Consider the following 19,950-nt stretch of genomic DNA (forward strand, 5'->3'; position numbering starts at 1 on the left):
CCCGGGCACGAGCCGAGCACGGGCACGGCGGCCGAGATGCTCAGCGCCCACCGCGCGGGGCGCACCGTACTGGCCGTCACCGCGATGCGCCAGACCCGGCGGTGCTCGCGTGCGCCACCGTCATCGTGCCGGACCTCGACGCGTTCGACGCCTGGCTCGCGCACCCGGAGGGCGGCGGATGAGCCGACCCGCGCCGCCGCCGGGTCCGGCCGCCGGCGGCGCGCGGGCTCGGCGGCGCACGCCCACCGCGGGCGGGACCCGCCGTCGCCGGGCCGTCGGCCGACCCGGGTCCTGTCTCACGCCTCACGCCGTATCAGGACACGACGGCGCCGCCGATCGGCGCACACCGGTCGCGAGCCCGCCGGTCACCGCATCCGGGTGAGCGGCCCGAGGGCTTGGTGGCAAAGTGCCGTCCGGCGGGTACCCGCAACGGCATGATCAAGCGCGCACTGTGGCAGGGACTGATCGCCGGCACCGCCGGAGGCGTCGTGATGACCCTCGGCGAGAAAGTCGAACAGACCATCACCGGCCGGCCCGACTCCCACGTACCCGCCCGGGTCCTCCAGCGCCTGACCGGCCTGCCCAAACGCTCCGGCAAGCAGCCTCTGTTGGCCAATTGGGCCATGCACTTCGGCCAGGCCGCCCTCCTGGGTGTGCTGCGCTCGGTGATGGCCCAGTCCGGGCTGCGTGGGCCGGTCGCCTCGGCGAAGTTCACCGTCGTACGCCTGACCAACGACCAGATCCTCGAAAACGCCACCGGAGTCGGCGCCCCGCCATCGACCTGGCCCCGGCGGGAACTCGTCATCGACGTACTGCACAAGAGTGTCTACGCCTTCACCACCGGCGTCATCGCCGACGCCCTCGCCCACCGAAGCGCCGGCCCCGGCCCAGGACAACGCCACGCCCACCTCCGCCCCGGCCGCCACCCCGACATCGGGCCCCTCCCCCGCCAGGACGCCTACGGCAGGTAGCCCGGCTACCGCACGCCCCGCCGCGTCGCCAGGGGCCCGGCCGGCGCCGGGAAGCCGCGCGGTAACGCGCGGCTTCCCGGGTGCCCGGACTCCCGGCAGGCGGACGCCAGCGGCGGACCGGCCCGGCTCGCCGTCACGTCCCGGCCAGGCCAGGCGGCAGCGACGTGGCACACCGTGGGCGACCACGCCGCCGGGTCGAGGTCGCCGACGGCGTCCCGACCGCCCCCGGGCCTCCTGAACTACTCCGCTGCGGCGACCTGAACCGTACGGTCCTCGGCGAGCGAGCGCCGCGCGGCGTCCAGCACGCGCACGATCTCGTAGCCGAAGTCCACGTCGCACGGGTGGTCCCGGCGGCCGTCGGTGACCATGGTCGCGAGCGCGTCGACCGCCTCGGCCGCGGCCACCGAGGCGGTGGTGAAGCCCCGGGGCAGGGTGTGCACGCCCTCCTCCCCGACGGCGGTGGTCACCACCTGGCGGGCGGCGGGTGGCACGGTCAGGCTCAGCGCGGCGGTGCCGGTGGCGCCCGTGGCGTGCCGGGTCGTCAGGTGCACGGTGTCGCCGCGTCCGGCCAGCGCCGTGACCTGTTCGACGGGGCCCAGGAGCGGGGCCAGGAGGGACAGGGCGTGCGGGCCGATGTCCCACAACGCGCCCTCGCTCCGTCGCCAGTCGCCCGGGGCCGGGCGCTCTCGCGGGTCGTAGAGCGGGACGAGCCAGACGGCGGAGGCCGTGTGCCAGCCGCCGGTACGCGCCGCCGCGTCGATCCACACGCGTTGCTCGGGTCGGAAGCGGCAGGTGAGGAAGGTCAGCGAGGCGACGTCGGAGGCGCGGACGGCCGCGCGGACCCGGGCGGCCTGCCCCGGGTCGACCGCCACCGGCTTCTCCAGCAACAGGTGGCGGCCCGCGCGCGCGGCGCGCTCGGCGAGGTCCGGCTGGACCGTGGGCGGGACGGCGAAGGCGACGGCGTCCACGTCCGCCACGAGCGCGTCGAAGCTGTCGTAGGCCGGCACCCCGAGCGCGTCGGCGGTCCGCGCGGTCCGCTCGGGCGACCGCCCCCACACCCCGGCGAGCACACCGCCCGCGCTGGCCCGCAGACCAGCACCGTGCGTGTCGCGCGCCCACGCGCCCGTGCCCACCAACCCGAACCGCAGACCCATGTCAGCCCAGCCCCTTCCGCACCGCCGTCGTATCCGAACAGTGCCACCATGCCGCACCGGCCCCCACCGCGCCCGAACGCCCTCCGTCACGATCACGGTGGGCCTGTCCGGCCACCTCACCCTCGACGGCGCCAAGGGCTGCCGTCAGGTCACAGAGGTCACGTTCGGGCCGCACACGTGCCGAGGACTCCCAGCTCCGCGAGCACCCAGCGCTGAGCCGGTGTCGGCCTGGCCGGGAAGTACAGGTAGCACACGCCGCCCGAGCCGCTCACCACCTTGCCGCTGGCGTTGTACCGCTTGGTCCGCAGCCAGATGTTCTCGAACTCGCGCCGCTGGTAGACCCGGCGCACCGCCTCGTTGGTCTCGCTGTTCGGGTCGTTGGCGACGACGTCGCCCCGCGCCGTGAAGCCGATGACGGTCATCAGGTGGCCCGCCGTGCCGTATCCGGCGCCGGTCAGCTCGCCGGGCAGGAAGGACTGCGAGGTGATCAGCGGGATGCCGGCGGCGATCAGCATCTCGGCGTCGGTGAGCGTGTCGAGGCGGGTCACCACGCCGGTCAGGTCGCGGTAGGTGGCCGCGTAGGCGGCGTTGAAGGGCCAGTTGCCGCAGCCCTCGTACTGGTAGTCGAAGGTGAACCGGGCCGCGTGGCAGACCTGCGGATCGGCGTAGTCGGGGTTGACCCAGGCGAGGTCCGCCCGGCTGGGCCTGCGGCCCCAGTACTCGATGATCATCTGCGACGAGGTCGGGCTGCACCACGCCTCGCCGCCGTTGTCGTACTCCGGGTACTGGCCCTTGTGGACCTCCTGCGAGTACCTCGGCACGGTCAGCTCGCGGCCGGTGGCCATGTCCGGTTCGGAGGCGGGCACCGTGAACCGGTCGGGCACGTCCGAGCCCATCGCCCCCACCCGCCACACCAGCGGCGTCAGCGCGGTGCCGGGGCGGCGGTGGAGGGTCAGCCGCAGCCGGTACGCCGCGATCCGCAGCCCCGCGCCGGCCGGGTCCGCGTCGACGGCCAGCGTGTCGGTGGCCACCGTGCTCTTGCCGTCCCGCTGGCCGTCCACGGAGGTGCGCCGGATGTCCTGGTCGCCCGCGGCCCAGCGGCCCATCACGTACCAGGGGCTGAGCCCGCCGTCGGTGTAGGTCACCCGCAGCTCGACCTGGAGCCAGGTGCCCTGGGGGGTGTGCGCGTTCCAGGAGGCGATGACCTCGCCCGCCGGGGTGGGCAGCGTGTGCACCGGCCCGGTCCAGGTGGCGTACTCCCAGGGGGCCGTGGTGCCGGTGTGCGGGTCGGCGTACTCGGTCGTGCCGGCCGGCTCGGCGATCACGATGCCGGGCCGCGCCCCGTCCCGCACCCGCACGCCCCGCACGGCGCCGGAGCGCCAGTCCGCGCCGCTGGTCCAGGCCCGGTTGTCCACGGTGGAGCCGGCGCGGGCCCCTGTCGCGTTCGGGACGCCCGGGGCGCCGGCGGGCGCCGCGCCACGCGCCGGGGAGACGGCGGCGAGCCCGGCGGTCACGCCGAGCGCGGCGGTCAGGAGGGTACGGCGTGGGGTGGGTCTGCTCATGGTGAAAGGCCCCCAGTCATCCGATACGACGGCAGGTGCACGACAGATGGCCCCACTATGACCGCTGTGCCCGGCCGGGGGCCAGTGATGTGCGGTACGGCGCGTCACCGCTCGGGCACGCCCGCGTGACCGGCGGCCCGCACGCGGCGCGGACGCGCCCCCGCCCGTAGGGTGTCCCGGTGATCGACCGCACCGACCCCTCCCTCGCCGACCTCGCCGAACGGCTGCGCGCCCTGCCGCCGTCGCTGGGGCCGGTGCGGCTGGTCGCGGTGGACGGGCACGCCGGGTCGGGCAAGACGACCTTCGCGGCCCGCCTCGCCGCGGCGCTCGACGACGCGCCGGTGCTGCACACCGACGACCTGGCCAGCCACGCGGCGCTGTTCGACTGGCAGGCCCGGCTCATCGACGAGGTGCTGGAGCCGCTGGGGCGCGGCGCCGTCGCGGACTACGCCGTCTACGACTGGCACGCGCGCCGCTTCGCCGAACAGCACACGCTGCCGCCCGCACCGGTGGTGATCATCGAGGGCGTCGGGGCCGGCCGTCGGGAGGTGCGGCCGTACCTGGCGAGTCTGCTGTGGATGGAGTTGGCGGAGCGTGACTCCTGGCGCCGGGGGCAGCGGCGCGACGGGCCCGGGATGTCCGCCTTCTGGGCGGGGTGGTTCCCCGCCGAGCGCGCGCACTTCGCCGCCGACCCGTCGCGTCCGTACGCCGACGCGCTGGTCTGTCAGCCGGCCACGAGGTCCGAGGGGTATCGCGTACTACCGGGCCCCGGGGGCACCATCTGACCCACCGCCAGCCTCACTCTGCGTGACGCGCACCGGTCATGCCGGGGATCATGGCGACTTCCCACAAGACCCACCCCTCAACTCCGCTTGACCTGGGGGCCATACAGGTCTTACGTTCTCAATGTGCGGCTCGTACGGGTCGCCCGCAGACACGAAGCCCCCGATTGTTCCCCCGTGATCGGGGGCTTCGTTCTGCCCTCCGCGCCGCGATTTGCGCGCTTTGCGAGACTTCACACTCACGCTGGGTAACCGGTTCCGGAATCGCCTTCCGCACATCGCGAAACGACCCGCCACCAACCGAATCACGCCCTTCCCCAACGAACAGCCGTGCGCACCCTTCGGCCGACACCGTCTTCGCAGGTACGATGCCCATCAGTGCCGCCGGCGGGCGGACGCACCAGCGCACTGGTCAATCCCCGGTCGCGGCACGGCGGTTCGGCGAAGCGGCGACCGGGCACCCGCTCGGCGCCACACCACGGGGGCTCGGTTTGTGGGGGATGGGATGGATTTCGGCATCCAGGGCTCGCACGCCCCGGCCGAGCTAGCCTGGCTGCGCGGCGTGGACGCGTACACCATGGGCGCGTACCCGCAGGCCGAGGAGGAGTTCCGGACCGCGGTCGAACTCGACCCCGGCATGGCGGACGGCTGGCTCGGCCTGCACGCCCTGCGTGCCGACACCGCCACCGCGCTGCTGCGCATGTACCGGCACCGCGACCGGTTCGGCGAGCAGCGCGCCCGGCACCGACGCTCGCTCAACTCCTGGTACTGGCTCGGCTGGTGGGTGCAGCCGGTCCTGGAAAGCGGTCGCGACCTGCTCCTGGCGCACGCCTCGCACTGGCTCGACGGCCGACACGTCCCCGAGCTGGACCGCGCGCTGGCGGGCTGCCCGCCCGTCGAGGCCGACCCGCAGGCCCGCTTCCTGCACGCCTGCCGGGCCTACCTGGTCAAGGACTGGGAGCAACTCGTACGGCACACCGAGCCGCTGCTCCAGGACCCGCTCCTCGGCATCGAGGCCGGCCTGTTCGGCGGCATGGCCCGGGTCCGCCTCGAGATGTACAGCCAGGCCGAGCCGCTGCTGTCCGCGGCGTTGATGCGCTGCCGCAGCGAGCAGCCGCAGCGCAAGGAGTTGCGGTACTGGCTGGCGCGCGCCCACGAGGGCATCGGGCGCAGCGCGGCGGCCCTGCCGCTGTACCGGGCGGTGCACCGCATCGACGCGACGTTCATGGACACCGCCGCCCGGCTCGCCGCCATCGCGGAGTCCGACGGCTTCGACGACGGACCCGACCTGGCCCCGGTCTCACTGGCCGGCGCCGGCCAGGACACCGCCGACGGGTTCGACGGCGGCGACGCCGAACCGGTGCCGACGGCCGACCCGCCCGAGGGCCGCGAGCTGCGCCCCGGCCCCGAGGCCCCGCTCGGCACCGGTCCCCGGCCCACCGACGGGCCGCGCGACCGCGTCGTCGCGCCGCGCCAGTCCGACGCCGACCTGCCGACCGGTCCGGCCGATCCGCAGCTCCTCGCCGACACCCTGGGCGAGCTGGACCGGATGGTCGGCCTGGAGCCGGTCAAGCGTCAGGTGCGGGCGCTGTCCGCGCAGTTACGCATGGCCCGGCTGCGGACCGGACAGGGGCTGCCGGTGCAGCCGCCGAAGCGGCACTTCGTCTTCTCCGGCCCGTCCGGTACCGGAAAGACCACCGTGGCGCGCATCCTGGGCCGGGTCTTCTACGCGCTCGGGCTGCTCGGCGGCGACCACCTGGTGGAGGCCGGCCGGGCCGACCTGGTCGGGGAGTACCTGGGCCAGACGGCGGTCAAGGCCAACGAGCTGATCGACTCGGCGCTGGGTGGCGTGCTCTTCGTCGACGAGGCGTACAGCCTCTCTAACTCCGGCTACACCAAGGGCGACGCGTACGGCGACGAGGCCCTCCAGGTGCTGCTCAAGCGCGCCGAGGACAACCGGGACCGACTGGTGGTCATCCTCGCCGGCTACCCCGAGGGCATGGACCGGCTGCTCGCCGCCAACCCCGGCCTCGGCTCCCGCTTCACCACCCGGGTGGACTTCCCGAGCTACCGGCCGCAGGAGCTGACCGCCATCGGCGAGGTGCTGGCCGCCGAGAACGGGGACCGCTGGGACGAGGAGGCCGTCGAGGAGCTGCGCAGCATCAGCGGCCACGTCGTCGACCAGGGGTGGATCGACGAGCTGGGCAACGGACGCTTCCTGCGCACCCTGTACGAGAAGAGCTGCGCCTACCGCGACCTGCGGCTCTCCGGCTGGAGCGGCACCCCGGGCCGCGACGACCTGGCCACCTTGCGGTTGCCGGACCTCATGCAGGCGTACGGCGAGGTCCTCTCCGGCCGCGGCCCGACCGACCGCGACCGCAAGGACCCCCCGTTCGGCTGAGCCCGTGGCCCAGGGGTGACGCGGGCCCCGGCGGCCGGCCGCCGGGGCCGGCGTCAGGGGCGGACCGTGGCGTGTGAGCCCGGCCGGTGCGCGGGGTCGCGGACCTCGCCCACCAACTCCTCCAGCACGTCCTCCATCGCCACCAGGCCGAGCACCCGGCCCGACGCGTCGCTGACCGCCGCCAGGTGGGCCGCCGCCCTGCGCATCACCGTCAGGGCGTCGTCCAACGGCAGTTCGGCCCGCAGCGTCTGGATGGGCCGCCACACGTGCTGCGGCACGGCGCGCTCGGGCTCCTCCAGTTCCAGCACGTCCTTCACGTGCAGATAGCCCATGAAGGCGCCGCCCGGGCCGCGCACCGGGAAGCGCGAGTAGCCGGTGCGTACGGTCAGCTCCTCGACCTGGCGGGGCGTCACGGCCGGGTCCACCGTCACCAGGCCCGCCGGGTCGAGCAGGACGTCGGTGACCGGGCGGGTGCCCAGTTCGAGGGCGTCCGCCAGGCGCTCCTGCTCGTCGGGGGCGAGCAGGCCGGCCTGCCGGGAGTCAGCGATCAGGTGGGTGAGCTGCTCGCTGGTGAACACCGCCTCCACCTCGTCCCTTGGCTCCACCCGGAACAGCCGCAGCACCAGGTGGGCGCAGGCCCCGAACAGGGCGGTCACCGGCCGGCACAGCCGGGCGAAGGCGACGAGCCCCGGGGCCAGCCACAGCGCGGTCAGCTCCGGCGCGGCCATGGCCAGGTTCTTCGGCACCATCTCGCCGATGACCAGGTGCAGGCAGACCACGGCGGCCAGCGCGATGGCGTAGCCGATCGGGTGGATGAGCTGGTGCGGGAGGTGGACGGCGTGGAAGCCGGGCTCCAGGAGGCGGGCGACCGTCGGCTCGGCCACCGCGCCGAGCGTCAGCGAGCACACGGTGATGCCGAACTGCGCGGCGGCCATCATCTGCGGCAGGTTCTCCAGCCCCTGGAGCACGGTGCGCGCCCGGCTGGAGCCGGCCGCCGCCTGGGGCTCGATCTGGCTGCGCCGGACCGAGACCAGGGCGAACTCGGCGCCCACGAAGAAGCCGTTCGCGCACACCAGGAGCAGGGCGAACAGCAGTTGCAGCGCGCTCATCGGCCCGTCCCCCCGGCCGCCGCCCCACCCACGGGCGTACGGTCGTCAGCGGCCCGACCCGGCGCCCGTGCGGCCACCGGCGCGTCGACCGCCGCGCGGGCGGCGCCCGTCGCGACGGCGGCCTCCGACGGCCGGTCGGCGCCGGGCCGCCCGGCCACGCACAGCGCGGGGCTCAGCTCGGAGCGCGGGCCCGGCGCGGCGACCCGTACGGCCGCCGCCTGGCCGGTCCGTACGACGCGGACCCGCTCGGCGCGGTGGTGGCCGACCTGGCGGACCGCGAGCCTCCAGCCACCGGGGAGTTCGGCGACGTCACCGGGGGCCGGGATGCGGCCGAGCAGCCCGGCCACCAGGCCGGCGGCCGTCTCGTACGGTCCCTCCGGGGCCACCAGGCCGATCCGCGCGAGGGTGTCCACGCGGCAGCTCCCGTCGGCCTCCCACACCAGGCAGCCGTCGTCGCCGGCCACCTGGACCAGCTCGGGCTGGTCGGCCGTGTCGTGCTCGTCGCGCACCTCGCCGACCAGCTCCTCCACGATGTCCTCCAGCGTGATGACGCCGGCCGTCCCGCCGTACTCGTCCACGACCACGGCGATGGGCTGGTCGCGCAACTGCTTGAGCAGCGGCTGCACCGGCAGCGTCATCGGCACCAGCAGCGGCGCCTGGGCGATGGCGTCGACCGGGGTGTGCAGCCGGTGGGCCGCGGGTATGGCGAGCGCGTCCTTGAGGTGCACCATGCCGACCACCTCGTCGAGGCGGTCGCGGTAGACGGGGAAGCGGGACAGGCCAGTGGCGCGGGTCAGGTTCAGGACGTCCTGGGCGGTGGCCGTGGCCTGGAGGGCGCTGACCCGTACCCGGGGCGTCATGACGTGCTGCGCGGTCAGCCCGGCCAGCGAGAGCGTGCGTACGAACAGGTCGGCGGTGTCCTGCTCGATGGCGCCGGCCCGGGCCGAGTGCCGGGCGAGCGAGACGAGTTCGCCGGGCGTGCGGGCCGAGGCCAGCTCCTCGGTGGGCTCCACGCCAAGGGCCCGCACCAGGCGGTTGGCCACCGTGTTCAGCAGGGCGATCAGCGGTCGGAAGAAGCGGGCGAAGGCGTGCTGTGGGCCGGCCACGAAGCGGGCGACCTGGAGCGGGCGGGAGACGGCCCAGTTCTTGGGCACCAGCTCGCCGATGACCATCTGCACGGCCGAGGCCACCAGCATGCCCACGGCCACGGCGAGGCCCGGCACGGCGCCGGAGGGGGCCCCGGTGGCGGTGAGCGGGCCGGTGAGCAGGTGTCCGAGGGCGGGTTCGGCGAGCATGCCGACGACCAACGAGGTGATGGTGATGCCCAGTTGGGTGCCGGAGAGCTGGAAGGAGAGCTCCCGCAGGGCCTCGACCACGGTGCGGGCCCGACGGTCGCCGTCGGCCGCGGCCCGTTCCGCCTCCGCCCGCTCCACCGTGACCAGGCCGAACTCGGCGGCGACGAAGAAGCCGTTGGCGAGGATGAGGAAGAACGCCGCGGCGAGCAGCGACAGGGAAACGGTGGGACTCATGCCGCCGCCTCCCGGGGACGTGGAGAGGCGGCGCGGGTACTACAGGACGAACCGTCCATCGCTGGAGGAACTCACTCCTCGGATCGCAGGAGCCGCTTCGGCACGCGCGCGGCGCGTTCAGCCACCGAAAGGGCGGGGCGCGGGCGCGCCTTGGGCACCAGGGTAATCAAGGAGTGAGCGCCTCGGGCAGGGCCGTCAGCGCGTGTGGTCGCCCGTTCCGTGGGCCTCGCTCAGGGCCCGCAGCGTGCGCGCGTCCTCGATCGCCTGCGCCTTCGCGATGCCGGGCTGGATGCCGAGCGCGGGCATGCTGGTGCCGTCGGCGAGGTCGAGGAAGACCCAGGGATCACCCGGTCGCAGGTTGACCCGCAGGATCTCGGGCCACTCCAGGTGCCGGCGCGTGGTCAGGTTGGTGACGGTGACCCCGTCCGGCGCGGCGACGACCTTGGGCCGGGCGAGCAGCGCGAGCACGCCGCAGAAGAGCAGGCCGGTGAAGATGAAGCTGATCCGCTCCCCCGGGCTCAGGCCCGGCAGGGCCAGCGCGATGACCAGCAGCGTGATGAACAGCAGGACGCCGACCGCCAGCAGCACGACCCGGGTGCGGGTCGGCCGGAAGGTGATCGGCAGCTCGGGCAGGGGCGCGGGGGCGGACACTCGGCGGGCCTCTCAGATGTGCGGGGGGTGGTCACCGCGGGTGCGGCGACCGGGGGCGGCGGGGTGTCGGCCCCGCCGCCTCGCGGTCGGTCACCGGCCGGGCCCGGTCGGTCACCGGCCGGGCCTCGGCCCGCGGCGGGGCCGCGACGTCACAGCCGGCAGGCGTGGATGCCGGTGGTCAGGATCGCGCGGGCGCCCAGGTCGTACAGCTCGTCCATGATGCGCTGGGCCTCGTTGGAGGGGACCATCGAGCGGACCGCGACCCAGCCCTCGTGGTGCAGCGGGGAGACGGTGGGCGACTCCAGGCCGGGGGTGAGGGCCACGGCGCGCTCCACGTGCTCCACGCGGATGTCGTAGTCCATCATCACGTACCGGCGGGCGACCAGGACGCCCTGCATGCGCCGGAGGAACTGCTGCACCTTGGGGTCGTCGACGGACTCCCCGGCGCGCCGGATGACGACCGCCTCGGACTCCAGGATCGGCTCGCCGATGATCTCCAGGCCGGCGTTGCGCAGCGTGGTCCCGGTCTCCACCACGTCGGCGATGATCTCCGCGACGCCGAGCTGGATGGCCGTCTCGACGGCGCCGTCGAGGTGGACGACGGCGGCGTCCACGCCGTTGTCGGCCAGGTGCTTGGTGACCAGGCCGGAGAAGGAGGTGGCGACGGTCATGCCGCCGAAGTCGCGCACGCTCTGGGCGGTGCCGGGGCGGGTGGCGTAGCGGAAGGTGGAGCCGGCGAAGCCGAGCTGCATGATCTCCTCGGCCTGCGAGCCGGAGTCCAGCAGCAGGTCGCGGCCGGTGATGCCGATGTCGAGGCGGCCGGAGCCGACGTAGACGGCGATGTCGCGCGGGCGCAGGAAGAAGAACTCGACCTCGTTGGCGCTGTCGACCAGGACCAGCTCCCGCCGGTCCTTGCGCTGCCGGTAGCCGGCCTCATGGAGCATCGCCGACGCAGGCTCGGACAGTGAACCCTTGTTGGGGACGGCGATGCGCAGCATGAGGTCAGCTTCCTTTACGCGGGAGGGAGGGCTTCGCGGATACGTGTCGTGCGTACGGGTCTCGCACGGGGCGGGGAGCGGAGGGGGAGCCGCGGCTGCCCGGGGTGTCCGGGCGGTGCCGCGCGGCGGACGCCGTCGTGGGGTCCGCCACGCGTGGCCGCGTCACAGATGAGCGTATACGTCGTCCAGGGAGATGCCGCGGGCGACCATCATCACCTGAACGTGGTACAGGAGCTGCGAGATCTCCTCGGCTGTGGCGTCGGCGCCCTCGTACTCGGCGGCCATCCACACCTCGGCGGCCTCTTCGACGACCTTCTTGCCGATGGCATGCACGCCCTTGCCCACGAGCTCGGCGGTGCGCGACGTGCTGGGGTCGCCGGTGGCGGCCTTGTGTTGGAGCTCGGTGAACAGCTCCTCGAATGTCTTGTTCGCCATGGTGCGACTTAGCCTACGGGGTGCCGGGCGCGGCTTCAGCGCCAGGGCTCGGAGATCGAGCGCAGGGTGGTGGCGGTGGCGACGGCGGCGGTGACCGCCTCGTGCCCCTTGTCCTCCTTGGAGCCCTCAAGCCCGGCCCGATCGAGTGCCTGCTGCTCGTCGTCGCAGGTCAGCACGCCGAAGCCGATGGGGACGCCGGTGTCGACGCTGACCTGGGTCAGGCCCTGGGTGACGCCCTGGCAGACGTACTCGAAGTGCGGGGTGCCGCCCCTGATGACGACGCCGAGCGCCACGATCGCGTCGTAGCCCCGGCCGGCGAGCACCTTGGCGACCACCGGGAGTTCGAAGCTGCCCGGCACCCGCAGCAGGGTCGGCTCGTCGATGCCCAGCTCGGTCAGCGCGCGGAGCGCGCCGTCCACCAGGCCGTCCATCACCTGCTCGTGCCACTGTGCGGCGACGACGGCGACCCGCAGGTCACCGCAGTTCTTCACGGACAGTTCGGGGGCGCCTTGGCCGCTCATGTCTCTCCTCGTGCGCTGTGCTGAACACTTGCTGAACGCTGTGCTGGTCGGTGTGCGCCCGGCGCCGTCGACCGGGTGTCGAGGCGGCCCGGACGCTTGGACGCGGCGCGGGCCGGGTGGCTCACTGGTCGCAGGTGGTGACCGGCTCCCCGTCGAGCCAGGGCAGCTCGTGCCCCATCCGGTCGCGCTTGGTGCGCAGGTACCGCAGGTTGTGCTCGCCGGCCTGGACCGGCATCGGCTCGCGCCCGGTGACGCGCAGGCCGTGCTCGGCCAGGGCCGCCGCCTTGTGCGGGTTGTTGGTCATCAGCCGTACGGAGCGCACCCCGAGGTCGATGAGGATCTGCGCGCCGGCGGCGTAGTCCCGCGCGTCGGCGGGCAGGCCGAGCTCCAGGTTGGCGTCGAGGGTGTCCCGGCCGCGCTCCTGCAGTTCGTACGCGCGCAGCTTGGACAGCAGCCCGATGCCCCGGCCCTCGTGGCCGCGCAGGTAGAGCACGACGCCGCGGCCCTCGGCGGTGACGCGCTCCAGGGACGCCTGGAGCTGGGGGCCGCAGTCGCAGCGCTGGGAGCCGAAGATGTCGCCGGTCAGGCACTCGGAGTGGACGCGGACCAGCACGTCGTCGCCGTCGCCGAGGTCGCCCTGGACCAGGGCGATGTGCTCGATGCCGTCCACGGCGGAGCGGTAGCCGTACGCCCGGAAGTTGCCGAACGCGGTCGGCAGCCGGGTCTGGGCCTCGCGGCGCACGGTGGGCTCGGCCGCCGCGCGGTAGGCGACGAGGTCCTCGATGGAGATGATCGCCAGGCCGTTCTTGCGGGCGAAGGGCACCAGCTCGGGCAGGCGCAGCATGGCGCCGTCCTCGCCGGCGATCTCCACGATGGCGGCGGCGGGGCGCAGCCCGGCGAGCCGGGCCAGGTCCACGCCGGCCTCGGTGTGCCCGTTGCGGGTGAGCACGCCGCCGGGGCGGGCGCGCAGCGGGAAGACGTGGCCGGGGCGGACGAAGTCGGCCGGGGCGCTGTGCGGGTTGGCCAGCAGGCGGATGGTAACGGCCCGGTCGGCGGCGGAGATGCCGGTGCTGACGCCGTGCTCGGGGCCGGCGTCCACGGAGACGGTGAAGGCGGTGCGCATCGCCTCGGTGTTCTGCTCGACCATCTGCGGCAGGTCGAGCCGGTCGATGTCGGTGGCCTCCAGCGGTACGCAGATCAGCCCGCGGCACTCGCTCATCATGAACGCCACCAGCTCGGGGGTGGCCTTCTCGGCGGCGATGACGAGGTCGCCCTCGTTCTCCCGGTTCTCGTCGTCGACGACGACCACGGGGCGGCCGGCGGCGATCTCGCTGATGGCCCGCTCGACCGGGTCGAGGGTCAGGTCGCCGTCGGACAGCCCGGCGAGGGCGGGGGCGTGCGGGCCGGGCCAGTTGAGTGAGGTGGTCATGCGGGCGCTCCTTCCAGGGCGGGCGCGCCCGTGCGGGAGCGCAGCCACCAGTCGCGGGCACCCCACAGGGCGAGCGCGAGGTAGATCACGTAGACCAGGCCGGAGAAGGCCAGGCCGCTGCTGAAGGCGAGCGGGACGCCCACCAGGTCCACGAGCAGCCAGGCGAACCAGAACTCGACCAGGCCGCGGGCCTGGGCGACCATCGCCGCGAGGGTGCCGACGAAGATGTACGCGTCGGGCCACGGGTTCCAGGACAGCTCGGGCACGGCGGTGAACAGCCCGCCGACGGCGAGCGTGCCCGCGGCGGTCGCGCCGACGAGCGCGGCCCGTTCCCGCCAGCTCGCGAAGCGCACGGCTATCTGGCCGCCGCGGTCCTGGCTCCCGGTGTGCCACTGCCGCCAGCCCCAGGCGGCCACGGCCATGACCAGGAGCTGCTTGCCGAGGCCGCCGCTGAGCTGGGCGGAGGCGTAGGCGGTGACCAGTACGGCGCCGGCCACGAACTGCACGGGCCACGTCCACACGGAGCGCCGCCAGCCGAGGGCCAGGGCGCCGAGCCCGAAGAGGTTGCCGATCATGTCGGACCAGATGACGTGCTGGCCGAGGACGGTGAACGCCTCGTCGCGCAGGCCGTCCCCCACGCTCTGCCACAGGCTCACGGCGCGACCCCCTCTCGGGCGTGCGCCGCGCCCCGCGCGGGGCCGGGCGCGGCGGGGTCCTGCGGGCCGGGCACGGGCAGGCCGGCGCCGGGCACCATGCCGTGCGCGAGCAGTCGCTCGACGTACTTGGCCAGCACGTCCACCTCCAGGTTGACCGGGTCGCCGACCCGCTTGCCGCCAAGCGTGGTGAGGGCCAGCGTGGTGGGGATGAGGCTGACGGTGAAGTGGTCGGCGCCGGCCTCGACGACGGTCAGGCTGATGCCGTCCACGGTGATGGAGCCCTTGTCGACCACGTACCGGGCCAGGTCGGGCGGCAGCGAGATGGTGACGACCTCCCAGCGCTCGCCCGGCACCCGCTCGGTGATCACGCCGGTGCCGTCCACGTGGCCTTGGACGAGGTGGCCGCCCAGTCGGCCGCCGAGTGCCATCGGGCGCTCCAGGTTGACCGGGGAGCCGGGCGCGAGGGCGCCGAGGCTGGAGCGGCGCAGCGTCTCGGCCATCACGTCCGCGGTGAACTCGCCGTCGGCCGCCTCCACGACGGTCAGACACACCCCGTTGACGGCGATCGAGTCGCCGTGCTTCGCGTCCACGGTGACCCGCGGCCCGCGGATGCGCAGCCGGGCGGAGTCGGCGGTGGCCGCGCCGGGGGTGGTCGGGTCAGCCTCGCCCAGCTCTTCGATGGCGGCGATCTCACCCAGTTCTTCAACGATTCCGGTGAACACGTCAGCTCTCCTGAGAGGTGGTGGGACGGGCCGGCCGCTCGGGCACGGCCGTCATCCGCAGGTCGGGGCCGATGCGGGCGACGTCGGTCACGCCTAGCCGCAACGCCTGCCCGATGGTGGTGATTCCGGCGTCGGCGAGGGCCGCTGGCCCCGCGCCGAGAAGGGTGGGGGCGAGGTAGCCGACGACCTTGTCGACCGCCTCGGCGGCGAGGAAGGCGCCGGCCAGCGTCGGGCCGCCTTCCAGGAGTACGGAGCGCACGCCTCGGGCGTGCAGGGCGGCGAGCAGCGCCGAGACGTCCAGGCCGCGCCCGCGCGGGCCCGGCGGCAGCCGCACCACGTCGGCCAGCCCGTCCAGGTGGCGGGCGTCGGCGTCCTCGCCGACGGCCACCAGGGTGGGGGCGACGTCGTCCAGGACGCGGGCGCCGGGGCGTACGGCGGTGGCATGGGTGTCCACGACGACGCGCAGCGGCTGGGTCGGCCGGGCGCCGGGGTCCGGGAGGCGGGCGGCGAGGTGGGGGTCGTCGGCGCGGGCGGTGCCGGAGCCGACGACGACGGCGTCGGCCTCGGCGCGCAGCCGGTGCACGTCGGCGCGGGCCTGCGGTGAGGTGATCCAGCGGCTGGTGCCGTCGGCGGCGGCGCTGCGCCCGTCCAGGGTGGCGGCGTACTTCCACAGGACGAACGGGCGCCCGGTGCGCACTGCGGTCAGCCACGCCTCGTTGCCCACCGCGGCCTCGGCCCCGAGCAGGCCGCTGGCGACGGTGACGCCGGCCGCGGCCAGGGTGGCCGCGCCGCCGGCGGCCTGGGAGGTGGGGTCGGGCACGGCGTAGACGACGCGGGCGACGCCGGCCTCGATCAGGGCCCGGGTGCACGGCGGCGTGCGGCCGGTGTGGTCGCAGGGTTCGAGGGTGACCAGGGCGGTGCCGCCACGGGCCCGGTCGCCGGCGGCGCGCAGGGCGTGCACCTCGGCGTGCGGTCCGCCGGCGCGCTGGTGCCAGCCCTCGCCCACGGGCGTTCCGGACGCGTCCAGGACGACGCAGCCGACGACGGGGTTGGGGCTGGTGTGGCCGAGGCCGCGGGCGGCCAGCGCGATGGCGCGGCGCATGGCCGTCGTCTCGCTCGCGATCGCCTCGTGGGTGGCCACCGGGTCCTCCTGCCTCTTCGGGCACGGACTCCGGGGCTGTCAGAACGACAGGACAACGGACGGAACACGCCGGATACGCCGAGGCAACGACGCGGCCCACCCCCAAGGGATGAGCGCCGGTACGACGGCGCACCTGTGCTCGCCCGTCGCGCACTGCCTCCCATCCGGACTTTAACCGTCGGTCCAGGAGTTTCACCTGGTCAACCGGCCGCTGGCGGCGGACGGGTCGCGGACTGTAACCGCCGGTTCGGACTTTCACCGACCCCGGAGTGCGCTGACGTCACTGGTACGGCATCCAGTCTGCCACGGGTGGCCAGGGGCGCGCGGGCCGGATTCTGTGGCCTGACTCACAGGAGGCGCGTCAGGGGCCGCCCGGAAGCTGGCTGGAACTGATCGAAAACAGCCGTCCGAATCGCCGTCATCGCGGAACTCTCGCGCCTGCCCCTCGCGTTGATATTGGTCCATACCTATTGACGCTTTGGTCTAGTCCTCTTAGCCTCTGCCACACCTTTGAGCAATCGAACCGGGGTGTGCGCACACCTCGGGCCCCCTCTTCACCTCCCACCACCTCCCACAGCGCGCGCTTTGTACGCCCCCCACGGCACGGATCACCCCCGCGAGCTCCACCGAGCCCCTTCCTGGAGGAACCGATCGTGTTGTCCCGTACCCGAGCGAGAGCCACGCTGGCCGCGTCGGCCGCCGCTCTCGCCGGACTCCTCGTCAGCACCCTCTCGGTCGCTGAGTCACACGCCGAGGACCAGTCCACCTGTCGCCCCGACGGCATGTACCGCACCCCGGGCGTCGACGTCCCCTACTGCTCCGTCTACGACGCCGACGGCCGCGAGAAGATGGGCGCCGACCACCAGCGCCGCGTCATCGGCTACTTCACCAGTTGGCGCACCGGCAAGGACGGCACCCCCGCCTACCTGGCCAACAACATCCCGTGGGACAAGGTCACCCACCTCAACTACGCCTTCGCGCACGTCGACAAGGCCAACAAGCTCTCCGTCGGAGCGGATTCGGCCAACAACCCCGCGACCGGCATGACCTGGCCCGGCGTCGAGGGCGCGGAGATGGACCCGGCGTTCCCGTACAAGGGCCACTTCAACCAGCTCAACAAGTTCAAGAAGAAGCACCCCAACGTCAAGACGCTGATCTCGGTCGGCGGTTGGGCCGAGACCGGTGGCTACATCGACGAGAACGGCCAGCGCGTCAAGTCCGGCGGCTTCTACTCGATGGCCACCAACGCCGACGGCTCGGTCAACCAGGCGGGCATCAACACCTTCGCCGACTCCGCCGTGGACTTCATCCGCCAGTACGGCTTCAACGGCGTGGACATCGACTACGAGTACCCGACATCGATGAAGGACGCCGGCCACCCGCAGGACTGGCCGCTGGCCAACGCCCGGCGCGGCGGGCTCAACAAGGGCTACGCGGCGCTGATGAAGACGCTGCGCGAGAAGCTGGACCGGGCCAGCGCCGCCGACGGCAAGCACTACCTGCTGTCGGTCGCCGCCCCCTCCTCCGCCTACCTGCTGCGCGGCATGGAGACGTACCAGACGACGAAGTACCTGGACTACGTCAACATCATGTCCTACGACCTGCACGGCGCGTGGAACGAGTTCGTCGGCCCCAACGCCGCGCTCTACGACGACGGCAAGGACGCCGAGCTGGCCAAGTGGGGCGTGTACACCGCCTCGCAGTACGGCGGCATCGGCTACCTCAACGGCGACTGGTCCTACCACTACTTCCGCGGCTCGATGCCGGCCGGCCGGATCAACCTGGGCCTGCCGTACTACACCCGCGGCTGGAAGAACGTGAACGGCGGCAAGAACGGGCTGTGGGGCACCTCGAAGGCCAGCTCCTGCCCGGCCGGCTCGGGGCTGACCGAGTGCGGTGACGGCGCCGTCGGCATCGACAACCTGTGGCACGACAAGGACGACAACGGCAAGGAGTCGCCGGCCGGCTCCAACCCGATGTGGCACGCCAAGAACCTGGAGAAGGGCGTCGTCGGCGACTACGTCACCCGCTACGGCTTCCCCGCCGACACCAAGCTCACCGGCGCCTACACCCGCAACTACGACTCCACGCTGGTCGCCCCGTGGCTGTGGAACGCCGACAAGAAGGTGTTCCTGTCCACCGAGGACGAGCAGTCGGTCAAGGCCAAGGCCCAGTACGTGGTCGACAAGGGCCTGGGCGGCACCATGATCTGGGAGCTGGCCGGTGACTACCAGTACAACGCCGGCAAGGGCCAGTACGAGCCGGGCAACACGCTGACCAACACGCTGTACGACGCGTTCAAGGCGGCGCCCGGTTACGGCGCCAAGCGGGCCACCACCAACCTGCCGGCCGAGGCGCTCGACCTCGACGTGAACTTCGGCGAGTTCCCGCTGGGCGACTCGAACTACCCGATCAGCCCCAAGGTGCGCATCACCAACAACACCAAGACCACCATCCCGGGCGGCGCCGAGTTCCAGTTCGACTACGCCACCGCGTCCCCGAACAACGCCAAGGACCAGAGCGGCTGGGGCCTGAAGGTCATCCGCAGCGACCACACGGGGAACAACGTGGGCGGCCTGAAGGGCGACTACCACCGCACCTCGTTCAAGTTGCCGAGCTGGCAGTCGCTCGCGCCCGGGGCGTCCCTCAGCTTCGACCTCGTGTACTACCTGCCGACCTCCACGCCGTCGAACTGGACGGTCTCCTTCGGCGGCAAGTCGTACTCGCTCGCCGGCGACCTGGCCCGCGGCACCAAGATCGTCGACCCCGGTGACGGGACCAGCGGCGGCACGGGCGGCACCGGAGGCAACAACGGCGGCAACGGCGGCCAGTGCACGGCGCCGGCCTGGGACAAGACCGCGGTCTACAACGGCGGCGCGGCCGTCTCCTGGAAGGGCCACAACTGGACGGCCAAGTGGTGGACCCAGGGCCAGGAGCCCGGCGTCGACGGTGTCTGGCAGGACAAGGGAGCCTGCTGACCCCCTGATCACCCGGCGGCGGTGAAGTGTGGCGTCACCCGCCGTCGGGTGCGCCACCGGGCCGGGCCCCCTCTCAGCGGCGGGGGCCCGGCTCGGTGGGCCAAACGAGAAGCGCGCCGGGTCCCGGTTTCGGGGCCCGGCGCGCGGGCGTTTCCCTATGGAGCGGGAGTGGGCCGTCGACGGCGTCGGCCCCCCACTCTCGTTGGCCCCTCTGGTCTCACCGATTCACCGGATTCACCGGTTTACCGGACTCACCGGACTCACCGGCCGAGCTCCCGCTCGGAGGCGACGACCACCCCGAACAGGTCGGCGACGGTGGCCAGGGCGGCCCGGTGCACCTGGTCGGCGGGGACCTCGGCGCCCGCCACCGGCAGCGCGCGGGTCGCGCAGGCGTCGGCGACGACGGTCGGGCGGTGGCCGGCGAGGAACGCGCCCTGTGCCGTGGACGCCACGCACATGTGCGTCATCCACCCCGCGAGCACCACGTCCTGACCCGGGCGCAGGCAGGTGGCCAGGTCCGTGTCCACGAACGCGTTCGGGACCCGCTTGACCACCACCGGCTCCCCGTCGAGCGGGGCGACGTCCGGGTGGATCCGCCCGACCTCGGCATCGATGTCGTACGGGGTGCCCGGGCCGCCGTCGTTGATCACGTGCACGACCCGCGCGCCCTCCCGGCGGGCCCGGGACAGCAGTCGCGCGGCGGCGTCCAGCGAGGGCCGCCAGCCGTCGAGTTCCATGACGCCGCGGGTGTAGGTGTTCTGGAGGTCGATGAGGACCAGCGCGGCCTCGCCGAGGATCGCGGGCGTCTGGTCGAGGCCGTTGAGCTCGCGCAGGGTGGTTCTGGGCATGGGTGTACCGCCTTCGGCATGCGGGTGGAGGGGCGGCCCGAACGGTGAGTGGGCCATGCGGGT

17 protein-coding genes and 1 riboswitch are annotated in these 19,950 nt (G+C 73.5%); of the genes, 4 read left to right on the top strand and 13 right to left on the bottom strand.

Annotation, left to right across the window (positions count from 1 at the left end):
- Positions 1-434: 434 nt before the first annotated feature.
- Positions 435-971, top strand: a complete 537-nt coding sequence (locus H7H31_RS03660) for a hypothetical protein (protein WP_187117774.1) — start codon at positions 435-437, stop codon at positions 969-971.
- Between the two features lie 239 nt (positions 972-1,210).
- On the opposite strand, the gene H7H31_RS03665 is transcribed toward H7H31_RS03660, so the two are convergent.
- The gene (locus tag H7H31_RS03665; RefSeq protein WP_232109668.1) at positions 1,211-2,125 is read right to left on the bottom strand and encodes a Gfo/Idh/MocA family protein; all 915 of its coding nucleotides are present in this window, start codon (positions 2,123-2,125) and stop codon (positions 1,211-1,213) included.
- Between the two features lie 158 nt (positions 2,126-2,283).
- Positions 2,284-3,687, bottom strand: a complete 1,404-nt coding sequence (locus tag H7H31_RS03670) for a peptidase C39 family protein (protein ID WP_187063921.1) — start codon at positions 3,685-3,687, stop codon at positions 2,284-2,286.
- Between the two features lie 179 nt (positions 3,688-3,866).
- Between H7H31_RS03670 and H7H31_RS03675 the strand changes: the two genes are divergently transcribed.
- Entirely contained in the window at positions 3,867-4,472 is a 606-nt protein-coding gene (locus H7H31_RS03675) for a uridine kinase family protein (RefSeq protein WP_187063922.1), read from the top strand.
- A 502-nt stretch (positions 4,473-4,974) separates the two neighbouring features.
- Positions 4,975-6,870, top strand: coding sequence for an AAA family ATPase (locus H7H31_RS03680; RefSeq protein WP_187063923.1), 1,896 nt, complete (start codon positions 4,975-4,977; stop codon positions 6,868-6,870).
- Between the two features lie 53 nt (positions 6,871-6,923).
- Here H7H31_RS03680 and H7H31_RS03685 read toward each other — a convergent pair whose 3' ends face one another.
- From H7H31_RS03685 to ribD, 10 genes are all read right to left on the bottom strand, one after another.
- Positions 6,924-7,979 (bottom strand): hemolysin family protein, encoded by a 1,056-nt coding sequence (locus tag H7H31_RS03685; protein ID WP_187063924.1) that lies wholly within the window; start codon positions 7,977-7,979, stop codon positions 6,924-6,926.
- Positions 7,976-9,508 carry a hemolysin family protein gene (locus H7H31_RS03690; protein ID WP_187063925.1) on the bottom strand — a complete coding sequence of 511 codons (1,533 nt, stop codon included), beginning with the start codon at positions 9,506-9,508 and terminating at the stop codon, positions 7,976-7,978. The genes H7H31_RS03685 and H7H31_RS03690 overlap by 4 nt, the downstream gene beginning before the upstream one ends.
- Before the next feature lie 195 nt (positions 9,509-9,703).
- Positions 9,704-10,159 (bottom strand): PH domain-containing protein, encoded by a 456-nt coding sequence (locus H7H31_RS03695; RefSeq protein WP_187063926.1) that lies wholly within the window; start codon positions 10,157-10,159, stop codon positions 9,704-9,706.
- Between the two features lie 149 nt (positions 10,160-10,308).
- Positions 10,309-11,157, bottom strand: coding sequence for an ATP phosphoribosyltransferase (gene hisG / locus H7H31_RS03700; RefSeq protein WP_187063927.1), 849 nt, complete (start codon positions 11,155-11,157; stop codon positions 10,309-10,311).
- A 162-nt stretch (positions 11,158-11,319) separates the two neighbouring features.
- Complete coding sequence (locus H7H31_RS03705; protein WP_069466267.1) at positions 11,320-11,592, bottom strand: phosphoribosyl-ATP diphosphatase; 273 nt, start codon at positions 11,590-11,592, stop codon at positions 11,320-11,322.
- Between the two features lie 35 nt (positions 11,593-11,627).
- Positions 11,628-12,113: a 6,7-dimethyl-8-ribityllumazine synthase gene (gene ribH, locus H7H31_RS03710; protein WP_176165052.1), complete on the bottom strand. Its 486-nt coding sequence runs from the start codon at positions 12,111-12,113 to the stop codon at positions 11,628-11,630.
- Positions 12,114-12,234: 121 nt separating this feature from the next.
- Complete coding sequence (locus tag H7H31_RS03715) at positions 12,235-13,542, bottom strand: bifunctional 3,4-dihydroxy-2-butanone-4-phosphate synthase/GTP cyclohydrolase II (RefSeq protein WP_187063928.1); 1,308 nt, start codon at positions 13,540-13,542, stop codon at positions 12,235-12,237.
- A complete protein-coding gene (locus H7H31_RS03720) occupies positions 13,539-14,198 on the bottom strand; it encodes a nicotinamide mononucleotide transporter family protein (protein ID WP_232109669.1) in 660 nt (219 codons plus the stop codon). Before H7H31_RS03720 ends, H7H31_RS03715 begins: the two co-directional genes overlap by 4 nt.
- On the bottom strand, positions 14,195-14,920 hold the full coding sequence (locus H7H31_RS03725; protein ID WP_187063929.1) for a riboflavin synthase: 726 nt from the start codon (positions 14,918-14,920) through the stop codon (positions 14,195-14,197). Before H7H31_RS03725 ends, H7H31_RS03720 begins: the two co-directional genes overlap by 4 nt.
- Before the next feature lies 1 nt (position 14,921).
- A complete protein-coding gene (gene ribD, locus H7H31_RS03730) occupies positions 14,922-16,022 on the bottom strand; it encodes a bifunctional diaminohydroxyphosphoribosylaminopyrimidine deaminase/5-amino-6-(5-phosphoribosylamino)uracil reductase RibD (RefSeq protein WP_187063938.1) in 1,101 nt (366 codons plus the stop codon).
- A 185-nt stretch (positions 16,023-16,207) separates the two neighbouring features.
- Positions 16,208-16,338: riboswitch (FMN riboswitch) on the bottom strand.
- Between the two features lie 376 nt (positions 16,339-16,714).
- On the opposite strand from ribD, the gene H7H31_RS03735 reads away from it, so the two are divergent.
- Positions 16,715-19,039 (top strand): chitinase C-terminal domain-containing protein, encoded by a 2,325-nt coding sequence (locus H7H31_RS03735; RefSeq protein WP_187063930.1) that lies wholly within the window; start codon positions 16,715-16,717, stop codon positions 19,037-19,039.
- Between the two features lie 260 nt (positions 19,040-19,299).
- On the opposite strand, the gene H7H31_RS03740 is transcribed toward H7H31_RS03735, so the two are convergent.
- Complete coding sequence (locus H7H31_RS03740) at positions 19,300-19,887, bottom strand: cysteine hydrolase family protein (RefSeq protein ID WP_187063931.1); 588 nt, start codon at positions 19,885-19,887, stop codon at positions 19,300-19,302.
- Positions 19,888-19,950: the final 63 nt, after the last annotated feature.

This window comes from Streptomyces buecherae (assembly GCF_014295035.1).
Lineage (GTDB): Bacteria > Actinomycetota > Actinomycetes > Streptomycetales > Streptomycetaceae > Streptomyces > Streptomyces youssoufiensis.